This is a genomic window from Mucilaginibacter sp. (assembly GCF_028288105.1).
In the GTDB taxonomy this organism is placed as follows: domain Bacteria; phylum Bacteroidota; class Bacteroidia; order Sphingobacteriales; family Sphingobacteriaceae; genus Mucilaginibacter.
Genome location: NZ_JAQBOI010000191.1, coordinates 31754 through 42221 on the forward strand (window position 1 = coordinate 31754; position 10468 = coordinate 42221).

10 protein-coding genes are annotated in these 10468 nt (G+C 42.5%); 9 read left to right on the forward strand and 1 reads right to left on the reverse strand.

Translation table 11 applies throughout. The features are described 5' to 3' along the window. The first annotated feature begins 133 nt into the window (after positions 1 to 133). The 9 genes from JWQ85_RS13335 (at position 134) to JWQ85_RS13375 (ending at position 10183) form a co-directional block, all read left to right on the forward strand. Positions 134 to 694 (forward strand): carboxymuconolactone decarboxylase family protein, encoded by a 561-nt coding sequence (locus JWQ85_RS13335; protein WP_299468733.1) that lies wholly within the window; start codon positions 134 to 136, stop codon positions 692 to 694. 31 nt (positions 695 to 725) lie between these two features. Continuing rightward, on the forward strand, positions 726 to 3494 hold the full coding sequence (locus JWQ85_RS13340; protein ID WP_299468735.1) for a TonB-dependent receptor: 2769 nt from the start codon (positions 726 to 728) through the stop codon (positions 3492 to 3494). 9 nt (positions 3495 to 3503) lie between these two features. Next, the gene (locus tag JWQ85_RS13345) at positions 3504 to 4784 is read left to right on the forward strand and encodes an MFS transporter (RefSeq protein ID WP_299468737.1); all 1281 of its coding nucleotides are present in this window, start codon (positions 3504 to 3506) and stop codon (positions 4782 to 4784) included. Between the two features lie 12 nt (positions 4785 to 4796). After that, a complete protein-coding gene (locus tag JWQ85_RS13350) occupies positions 4797 to 5339 on the forward strand; it encodes a carboxymuconolactone decarboxylase family protein (RefSeq protein WP_299468739.1) in 543 nt (180 codons plus the stop codon). A gap of 4 nt (positions 5340 to 5343) precedes the next feature. After that, complete coding sequence (locus JWQ85_RS13355) at positions 5344 to 5892, forward strand: carboxymuconolactone decarboxylase family protein (RefSeq protein WP_299468740.1); 549 nt, start codon at positions 5344 to 5346, stop codon at positions 5890 to 5892. 51 nt (positions 5893 to 5943) lie between these two features. Beyond that, positions 5944 to 8190 carry an FG-GAP-like repeat-containing protein gene (locus tag JWQ85_RS13360; protein WP_299468742.1) on the forward strand — a complete coding sequence of 749 codons (2247 nt, stop codon included), beginning with the start codon at positions 5944 to 5946 and terminating at the stop codon, positions 8188 to 8190. A 49-nt stretch (positions 8191 to 8239) separates the two neighbouring features. Next, on the forward strand, positions 8240 to 8611 hold the full coding sequence (locus JWQ85_RS13365; protein ID WP_299468744.1) for a hypothetical protein: 372 nt from the start codon (positions 8240 to 8242) through the stop codon (positions 8609 to 8611). 109 nt (positions 8612 to 8720) lie between these two features. Next, positions 8721 to 9923, forward strand: a complete 1203-nt coding sequence (locus tag JWQ85_RS13370) for a DUF3179 domain-containing (seleno)protein (RefSeq protein WP_299468746.1) — start codon at positions 8721 to 8723, stop codon at positions 9921 to 9923. Between the two features lie 86 nt (positions 9924 to 10009). After that, positions 10010 to 10183: a hypothetical protein gene (locus JWQ85_RS13375; protein ID WP_299468748.1), complete on the forward strand. Its 174-nt coding sequence runs from the start codon at positions 10010 to 10012 to the stop codon at positions 10181 to 10183. 62 nt (positions 10184 to 10245) lie between these two features. On the opposite strand, the gene JWQ85_RS13380 is transcribed toward JWQ85_RS13375, so the two are convergent. After that, the coding region (locus JWQ85_RS13380) for a hypothetical protein (protein WP_299468750.1) at positions 10246 to 10468 on the reverse strand (223 nt) is incomplete at its 5' end.

The window sequence follows — 10468 nt, forward strand, 5'->3', positions numbered from 1 at the left end:
GGGGATGCATTTTGGTATGGCTTAAGCTTATACCTGAATTTATTTTACAGTATTTTTTTATTGCTTATTAGATTAAGCGGCCAACCTGCTGTTTGGGCATCCTCATATCTGTATTATTTTATCGTATTATTTTATGCCTCATATAGCACTTGAAGACCATTTGCCGGGTATTACCGGCTTGTTGGAATATAGCAAAGGTACTGCGCAGCCTATTCGCGACTTAACGCAGTTTTTACTGCGCGGCCCGTCAACACTTACCGAAGCAGAGCGTGAGCTTATCGCTACCGTTGTATCATATGGTAACGAATGCACATTTTGCACAACCGCCCATACCGCAGCCGCCGATCTATTATCAGGCGAAAGCCAAACAGCCGAAAAGGTAAAACAGGATATCGACACCGCGCCCGTTAGCGAAAAGATGAAAGCTTTGTTAACTATTGCTTCGCTTACCAGGCAGAGCGGCAAAAGTGTAACACCCGATATTGTTCAGAAAGCGAAAGATGCCGGCGCAACCGATATTGAGATACACGATACTGTATTAATTGCCGCCCTGTTTTGCTTATACAACAGGTATGTTGATGGCCTGGGTACCGCTTTACCGGCCGACCCTGCTTACTATAATATTTTGGCCGATAGGCTTGTTAACCATGGCTACACCCGCTTACCGCAGGGTTATGACCATTTAAAGAAATAATAAATCCCCTAACAATTAAGCTCAACTCACAGTGAAAAAACTTATACTAATCATCATATTGCTGGCATCCATGCATGTATTTGCGCAGGACGTTAGGATATCCGGCACGATAAAAGATGCCGACGGCAACCCGGTTAGCAATGCCAATATTAACGTTAAAAATAAAAATGTGGGTACAACCACAAATTCAAGCGGTTTATTCACTTTACACGCTAAAAACCTGCGACTACCTTTCACTATCGTGATATCGGGCATCGGTTACGAGCAGCAGGAAGTACAAATCACTTCCGCGTCGCAAAATGTTAATGCATCGTTACCCATAAAAACCACTATGCTAAACGAGGTGGTTACATCGGCAACCCGTGTAAGCCAAAGCAGCCTGCAATCGCCGGTAAGTATCGAAAAGGTGGGCCAAAGGGCAATAAAGGAAAATCCTTCGTTCACATTTTATGATGGCTTGCAAAGCCTTAAAGGTATGGAAGCTATAACCAGCAGTTTAACCTACAAACAGGTAAACACCCGTGGGTTTAACAGTACCGGTAACTCCAGGTTTTTACAGCTGGTAGATGGTGTTGATAATCAAACCCCGGGCTTAAACTTTGCTGTTGGTAACCTTTTTGGTGCATCAGATCTGGATATCGAATCGGCAGAAGTTATACCCGGTGCGGCATCAGCGCTTTATGGTCCGGTTGCTTTTAATGGTTTATTATCTATCCGCACAAAGGATCCTTTTAAATACGAGGGTTTGGCCGTGCAGCTAAAAACAGGTATAAACCATGTTGGCGAAACCGGTAGCAGCGCTAAAAGCCTGAGTGATTTTGCCCTGCGTTACGCGAAATCATTTAACAACCGTTTTGCCTTTAAGCTGAATGCATCATACTTAACAGGTACAGATTGGTACGCTAATGATTATACCGATATAAGTGCATCGACCCCGGTTGGCCAACGTGGCCCAAATAACCCGGGCCGCGATGCGCTAAATATTTACGGTGATGAGGTTTCAAAACCATTACCCGGCATTGGCCTGGTATCGCGTACCGGCTACGAAGAAAAAGACCTGATGAACTACGACGTTTACAGCTTAAAATTAAACGGCGCTTTACATTACAAAATAAATAATGATATCGAGGCTATATACCAATACAACTATGGCCGCGGTACCGCAAGCTATACCGGCAGCAGCAGGTTCGATCTGAATAATTTTGTACTGCAAACGCATCGCTTAGAGTTAAAAGGTAGCAACTTTTTTATCCGCAGCTATGTGGTTGGCGAAAACTCGCACGACTCTTACAACACCCGTTCGCTGGCGCAATTTATTAACCGCGATTGGGTGCAGGATCTGAACGGAAATGTTGTTTCACCGGCTAATGCCGATGCAACCTGGTTTAACCGTTATTCGGCAGCATTTAATGGTACAGTTAACGGTGTTACACCCAACAGTGCTACAGCCGCCCGCACATTTGCAGATCAGGGCAGGTTTTTGCCGGGCACAGCAGCGTTTGACAAGGCTAAAGACGCGTCTATCCATAATTATGGTTTAAGCGGCGCAGGCGTATTTAGTAACAGTAAATTTTACCATACCGATGGCCAGTACGATTTTACAAAAGCCATAAAAGTGTTTGAGTTATTGGCTGGCGGTAGTTTCCGCAAGTATTCCATGTTTACCAATGGCAGCTTGTTTGATGATAAAACCAACAAGATAAAAATTAACGAGTACGGTACATTTTTACAGGCAGGTAAAAAACTACTTGATGATAACCTTAAACTGACCGCATCTATTCGTTATGATAAGAACGAGAACTTTAAAGGCAGCTTTACCCCACGTTTTTCGGCAGTGTATACTGTGGCTCAAACACACAACTTTAGGGCATCGTACCAAACAGGTTTCCGTAACCCAACCCCGGTTGATCAGTTTATTCATCTTAATGTAGGGCCAATTACCATATTGGGTGGAGCGCCAAAAAACAGTGCCGACTTAAATGTGTATCAAAACTCGTTTACAGCGGCATCGGTAGGCGCATTTGGAGGCGCATTTGGCGCTGCAGTTGGTGGTGGTGCATCCCCGTCTGCTGCCATCGCGCAAAACAAAGATCTGCTTGTAAAATCAAACGTAGCCTATATAAAACCAGAGCAGCAAAAAGCGTTTGAAATTGGTTATAAAAGCCTGATAAATGATAAGCTTTTGGTTGATGTAAACTACTATTACAGCAGCTACACCAATTTTATTTTAAACACAGTTGTTATTAACCCGGCAAATCCAGTATTGGGTACCGATGGTAAACCAAGCACTGAGGCAGCAAGTGATATAGTACTTACAAATAATGTTCATGCTTATCAGCTTTACACCAACGCCACCGATAAAGTATCTGCACAGGGTGCAAGTATGGGCTTAACTTATTTGTTAAGCAAAGGTTATATAGCGGGCGGCAACGCAACACTCTCTGTGTTTAATTTGGGCACAGCAAATATTAACAACATTGCCCAGTATAATACCCCAAAGTGGAGTACCAACGCAACTTTTGGCAATCCTAACGTATCTAAAGGCTTTGGCTTTAATGTAGCATGGCACTGGCAAAGCGCTTTTGACTGGTATGGTACCTTCAACGGTGTTAGGCCTGGCCGTATCAATGCTTACTCTATGGTTGATGCGCAGATCAACAAGAAACTGCCGCGTGCCAATACAACCATTAAACTGGGTGGCAGCAACATATTTAACAAATACATTTCACAAGCATATGGCTCACCGGCAGTAGGTGCTATTTATTATGTAGCACTTGTGTTTGATAGTCCATTAAAATAACATAGTACCATGAGCACAATAATAGTTGACAACCAGATGGTATCAATAAAAAAAACAAGCGCTACCTACCTTACGCTGCTGTTTATATTATGCTTTGTTAGCAGTGTATTTGGCGGGGCGGTTTCAACGCTTATGTCGGTTTATCTCCCTGTAGTAGTAAAAGAACTACAGGGAGATATTGCACCCGGGCAGGTTAATTATATAAGCGGGTATATTAATGCCTTGTTCATATTTGGCTGGGCAATTGGTGGGTTTTCCTGGGGCCTTATAAGTGATAAAATTGGGCGTAAAAAGGCCCTGATCTATTCAATTGGCTGCTATGGCATTTTTACTTTTTTTACAGGTTTAATGCCCCATTGGCCCGGTGTTATGTTATGCCGTTTTATGAGTGGCTTTGGGGTAGGTGGCGAGCTGGTTGTAGCCTTTACACTAATAAGCGAAGTGTGGCCTAAAAAAAGCAAGGCGGTTGTAACAGGTATACTTTCTATTGCCTTCCCGGTAGGTATTTTCTCTGCAGGGGCTATCAATTATATTGTATCAACCTGGCGCGAAGGGTTTTATATAGGAGTAGTGCCTATACTAATGGCTTTAGCGGGGCTATTTATTGTGCGCGAGTCTGGTAAATGGCTTGGCCATAAATATCAAAGTTCACCGGCTGCACCTAACTCCTTGTTTGCCCCTGCAAACCGTAAGGATGTTATCATCGGTTCGTTAATGTTTGGCACAATGCTAATAGGCCTTTGGGCCATATTTTCATGGATGCCCACCTGGATACAAAGCCTCATAGCTACCGATGCACCAAAGCAACGCGGCCTAAGCATGATGTGTTTAGGCATGGGTGGTTTAACAGGTGGCTTCTTTTCGGGCTGGCTGGTAAACCTGATGGGCCTGCGCAAATCAATGCTGCTTTGCTTTGCCATTTGCGTGGTAATGTCGTTTGTGCTATTTAAAACTAACGCTACCTTTTCGCCTGTGATATACGCCGAGATCGCTGTAATGGCATTGTTCTTTGGTGCAAGTCAGGGAGTACTATCGGCTTACATTCCACAACTTTTCCATACTGGTATCCGGGCTACGGCAACGGGCTTTTGCTTTAACATAGGCAGGTTATTCACCGCTACAGCAGTATTATTTATTGGCGTGTTGGTAACAGCTTTAGGCGGCTACGGCAATGCCATATTTTTATTCTCGTTGGTGTTTGTACTCGGGTTTATTGTAGTGCTTTTTGTAAAAGATAAAGAGGAAGGCACCGATGCAAGTGAAGTAAATATATTAAGTGATAATGTTTAAAAAAACTAAGATATGGCACATATAAATGTTCCCGAAGGTGTACCCGGCATACGGTCGCTGGTAATGTTCAGGCCCGAGACAGGTAAGTACCTGTACGAACTGGCAGAGGTATTGTTGCGGGGCGAATCGCCTTTGTCGCAAGCCGACCGCGAGCTGATAGCAGCTTATGTATCGTACCGTAACGATTGTATGTTTTGTATGAACAGCCATGCCGCCGCCGCACGCTGCCTTTATGGTGAGGATGATACTACGGTTGATGATGTTTTGAAAGATATGCAGCAGGCTAATATCAGCCCTAAAATGAAAGCACTGTTAAATATTGCGGGCAAGGTGCAAATACTGGGTAAAGAAGTAAAAGCCGAAGATATCGAAGCTGCACGCGCCCTGGGTGCAACAGATAAAGAACTGCATGATACGGTTCTAATAGCGGCATCATTCAGCATGTTTAACCGATACGTAGACGGCCTTGCAAGCCTTACCCCAACCGATCCCGAAGCTTATAAAGAAATGGGCAAACGCATGGTGCAGGGATACGCTTTACCTACAAAACAATAACCATATGGCATACATCGAACTAAATAACGACCTGCCCGGCATAAGAGGCCTGATGGCTTACCGCCCCGAGACAGAAAAAGCGCTTAATGCCCTTGCAGAAACATTGCTGCGCGATGATGATAACACCCTTACCCGCGGCGAACGCGAGCTGATAGGCGCTTACGTATCCTACCTTAACGATTGCTTTTTTTGCCAAAATGTACATGGTGCTTTAGCCGGGCATTACCTGGATTGCAATATTGATGAGATAGACGCTATTAAGAAAGATTTCTACTCTGCAGATCTGTCGTCCAAAATGAAAAGTCTGCTGGCAATTGCCGCGAGTGTACAAAAAGGCGGCAAAAACGTAACTGAAGGACAAATAACAGCAGCCAGAAACACCGGGGCCACAGATAAAGAGATCCATGATGCCGTGTTGATAGCCGCCGCCTTTTGCATGTTTAACCGCTATGTGGATGGGCTGGGTACATGGGCCCCACCCGACAGGCAGTTTTACGTAAACCGTGCCCCGCAACGGGCAGAGGAGGGTTATCAATCCAGTGTGTATAAATAGCCTTAGTATATTAAAAATCAAACCGTTTACCTACGGCAAAAACTAAACAACATGAAACTAAAAATTGTACTGGCACTTGTATTATTGGGAACATTATGCTTCACAATTTTAGTGGGCAGCCACACATCCTCCCATAAAAAAATGGTGCGGATACTTCAGGATATTAATAAAAAGAACAATAATGTAGCAAATCCATTTAACCCGGATGCTAAACTGACCTATTTTGATTCTGTTTCAAAAGCAAACCCCGGCATGCTGGATAGGGATCTGCTATCTACCCAAGCCGGATTATTACTGGAAGCAGGTAAGGAAGCGGAATCTGTTAAGCTCTATGAAACCATAATGAACAAATTGGATTTTATGACCACCGATGAGGTGCTGATAGATGCCGGTATTGCTTACATGCGTTTAGGCGAGCGAAGTAACTGCATACTTAATCACAATGGCTCGTCATGTGTTTACCCAATTAAAGATGATGGGGTGCATACTATTAAAACCGGATCGACCAATGCCATTGAAGCTTACAAAACGCTTTTGAAAATTAATCCCAATGATGTGGAATCGCGATGGTTGTTAAATATCGCCTACATGACCCTTGGCGGCTACCCGCATAATGTGCCCAAAGATGTGCTTATACCCGGCATGGATGCCAGCAGTACAAGCGATATAAAGCCTTTTAAAGATGTAGCCAAAAGTTTAGGCCTTGATATCCATGGGCGGGCCGGAGGGGTTGCTATTGATGATTTTAATAATGATGGTTACCTGGATATTATAACCTCTGGCTGGGACCTGAGTGACCCTATGCATTATTTTGAAAACAACAAAAACGGCACTTTTAGCGATGTTACCAGCCAAAGTGAATTGAAAGGTATAACCGGCGGGCTAAATATTCAACAAACTGATTATAATAACGATGGTAACATAGATCTTTTTGTTTTGCGCGGGGCATGGCTTTCTAAAGGGTTTGGAGACCAGCCAAGTTCTTTATTGCGTAATAACGGCGACGGTACCTTTACTGATGTTACCATCCCAAGCGGCCTGCTATTCTTTCACCCAACACAAACGGCTACCTGGGCCGATTTTAATAATGATGGCTGGCTGGATGTTTTTATAGGTGCCGAAAGTTCTGGCAATGTTACCGAAGGTGCACCCGTGTCATGTTCTTTATATATCAACGATCACAAGGGGGCTTTTACAAATGTGGCCATTGCTTCGCATAGTAATATAAGCGCGTTTGTAAAAGGGGTTACTTCTGCCGATTATAATAACGATGGCTGGATGGATATTTTTATTTCGACCATGAACGGAAGAAAATACCTGCTTAAAAACAAAGGCAAAACAGGCAATGGGATCGATTTTGAAAATGTAACCGAAAAAGCAGGGATCATTAACAAGCAAAGGACATTTACAACCTGGTTTTACGATTATAATAACGATGGCTGGATGGATATACTGGTTAGCGATTACCAGTTTGAGCATTCGCTGGCATATTATAGCGGGGCCGAAGCAGTTGGCCATCCAATACCCAATGCCGGGAATGTTTTCTTGTACAGTAATAACCATGATGGCACCTTTACCGATGTAACAAAAGAAGCCGGGTTAAATAAAGTGGTTTACAGCATGGGCGGCAATTTTGGTGATATTGATAATGATGGCTATCCCGACATGTATTTTGGCACCGGCAATCCCGATTTTAAGTCGTTAATACCTAACAAATTTTTTAGAAATGTTAATGGAAAGAAATTTGAGGATATTACCTCTTCGTCAAGAATGGGTAATTTGCAAAAAGGGCATGGTATAGCATTTGCAGATCTTAGGAATACCGGCAAGCAGGATATTTTTGCTGAAATGGGCGGGGCCTACATTGGCGATTCTTACAACAGTTCATTATATTTAAACCCAACCAATAACGGTAACAATTGGATAAGCCTAAAGCTGGAAGGTATAAAGGCAAATAAAGCGGGGATTGGCAGCCATATTAAACTAACTTTCATGGAAAATGGTGTAAAAAGATGCGTTTATAAAGACGTAAACTCCGGCGGGAGCTTTGGTGCATCGCCACTACAGCAAGAAATTGGGATAGGGCGGGCCACATCTATCGAAGAAATTGAAATACAATGGGCGGGTAGCAAAACGGTTCAACGTTTTAGGAATGTGTCGCCCAACCAATTTTTAAATATTACAGAAGGAAATAGCCGCTATAAGGTAACCCAGCTTTCAAGATTAACTTTTGCAGATAAACAGAGTACTGCAGTTTGCCTGCCTGTAGCGTTAAATAAGTTAACTCCTTCAAAATAAATAAACTACATTTAAATAAAAATCGAACAAATAAACTAAACAACTCAACATGAAAAAATTATTATTGGTATGCTGTCTGTTAATGGGATTGACAATAGCGGCGAATGCTCAAAGCACTCAATCAGTAGAAAAAGCGAAAGGGCTTCAAAAACAATTAAAGCTTACTGATAAGCAAACCACTAAAATTGCAAGCATCTATCAGGAATCGTCAGAAAAATTTGAAAAAATAAAAAAGGCAGAACATGGCGATAACGCTAAAATATTAACGGCCATAAAACCATTGCGCACCGCTACCATACAAAAGATAAAAACAGTTTTAACACCGCAGCAGAAAGTTAAGTATGATACTATACTAAAAGGATCGAACGGAACTGGCGGTATGGGCTGGGGTGAAGGCTGGAGTGCGCCTGCATCAGAATAATAAATTTCAAAATATAAAATAAAGCGGTCATCGCCGCTTTATTTTATATTAATTAACCCTTGGTCAAACAGTATTTATGTTAGCAATTATTTTAATTACGTAAATCAGTATGAATAAAAAGTCTACAAAATCATACTTATTCTGGATAGGGATAACGCTACTCGTTTTCCCCGGATTATTGCATGCTTATTTATTAATGCCTTTTCCCGGTAGTCAGGATCTGAATGCTATTACTGTATCCTATTATCTCGAAAAAATTGTAAACCCATTAAGGGCAGTTGGCGCTTTACTGATAATTTGGTACACATTTGTCAGCTTTAAAAAAGACACCCGGAGGAGTAAAATTAGTAAAGGTGTAGTGTTAGGCCTTTGCTTTGTCAGTTTCTACTTTACCGATTTTAGGTATAAGGCCGAAACCATGTTTGAAGAACCACGGTCAATAAAGTTTGCCAATTTTATTGATAACAAGGTGTCTGAGCGGGCTGTAATCATAGGTGTGGTACATAACGGCGTAGCAAAAGCGTACCCCTTAACTTATTTAGGTTATCATCATAAAATACAGGACAATGTTGGTGATAAACCGGTATTGATCACTTATTGTACCATGTGCCGTAGCGGCAGGGTGTACAGCCCCTTAATAAACGGTGTTAAGCAACAGTTCCGTTTAGTGGGTGCAAGGCACTATAATGCTGTTATTGAAGATGCAGGTACAAAAACCTGGTGGTACCAGGCTAACGGAAACGCGGCCGTTGGAGAATTAAAAGGTCAGCACTTACAAGAACTGCCTTATGAGCAGTCAACGTTGGCTGCATGGCTAACCAAGCACCCGGGCACATTAATTCTGCAACCAGATAATCATTACCTCGACGATTACAACGACCTTAAAAATTACGATCGTTTACAGGCAATTGATAAAGATAGTACCATAAAAAATAAAGATAAACTGATCAAAAAAAGCTGGGTACTTGGCGTAGTTGTTAACGGCCAGGCTAAGGCTTATGATTGGCGACGCCTGTCTAAAAAACGATTGGTAAACGACCGTATAGACCAAACCCCTTTACTGTTGACACTTGAAAAGGATAGCCTAACGTATCATGCATTTGATACATCGGTAAATGGCAAGGCATTACATTTTGATATGAACCCTTTAGGGCAGCTTACCGATAGGGAAACTGCTTCTCTATGGGATTGGGATGGCCTATCGACTTCGGGGGCACTTAAAGGCAGCCGGTTAACAAAGGTGCAATCTTATCAGGAGTACTGGCACTCCTGGAAATATTTCCACCCGGCAAGTACCTTATGGCGCGAATAAAGAATTTCTTATATTAATCATCTAAAGCAAACCTGTGAAACAAAACTGTATTTCACAGGTTTGTTTATTTAAATGAAGCAAGGAATATGAACAACTTTTTCAGGGCTATTATAGCCGCGTGGGGTGCTAAAAAGCTGGGCGGTGGCTGCCTGTCAACCATTGTTATCTTTGTGGTAATTTATATGCTGTTGGGTAAATGCAATCAGCAAAGCCGCGCAATGCCTAAACCACTCGCAGTGGTTTCCAGCCAGGCAAAATAACGCTCTAATAAGATAATAAAAAAGAGGCTGTCTCGTAAATCGTGATCAGCCTTCTTTTTAATTTAAAGGGGCGATATTTTTCGTATGTATCTGACACCTTCTTCAGATACATAAATATCGTTGTTGTGCACAGCAATTTGGCTGATACCAGAAAACCTGGCTGAAAGTGCCGGCCCATTAACATAGCCCGGTGTTGCACCACCCGCAATGGTTGTTACTTGATGGGTAGTTAAATCAATAGCGCGTACGGCATAACCGTCTGCTACAAGTAAAGTGTTACTATTA

What these genes read in the sequence shown, in the direction of transcription:
- JWQ85_RS13335 (WP_299468733.1), top strand. Translation starts at nt 134, where the DNA reads ATGCCTCATATAGCACTTGAAGACCATTTGCCGGGTATTACCGGCTTG.
- JWQ85_RS13345 (WP_299468737.1), top strand. Translation starts at nt 3,504, where the DNA reads ATGAGCACAATAATAGTTGACAACCAGATGGTATCAATAAAAAAAACA.
- JWQ85_RS13350 (WP_299468739.1), top strand. Translation starts at nt 4,797, where the DNA reads ATGGCACATATAAATGTTCCCGAAGGTGTACCCGGCATACGGTCGCTG.
- JWQ85_RS13355 (WP_299468740.1), top strand. Translation starts at nt 5,344, where the DNA reads ATGGCATACATCGAACTAAATAACGACCTGCCCGGCATAAGAGGCCTG.
- JWQ85_RS13360 (WP_299468742.1), top strand. Translation starts at nt 5,944, where the DNA reads ATGAAACTAAAAATTGTACTGGCACTTGTATTATTGGGAACATTATGC.
- JWQ85_RS13365 (WP_299468744.1), top strand. Translation starts at nt 8,240, where the DNA reads ATGAAAAAATTATTATTGGTATGCTGTCTGTTAATGGGATTGACAATA.
- JWQ85_RS13370 (WP_299468746.1), top strand. Translation starts at nt 8,721, where the DNA reads ATGAATAAAAAGTCTACAAAATCATACTTATTCTGGATAGGGATAACG.
- JWQ85_RS13375 (WP_299468748.1), top strand. Translation starts at nt 10,010, where the DNA reads ATGAACAACTTTTTCAGGGCTATTATAGCCGCGTGGGGTGCTAAAAAG.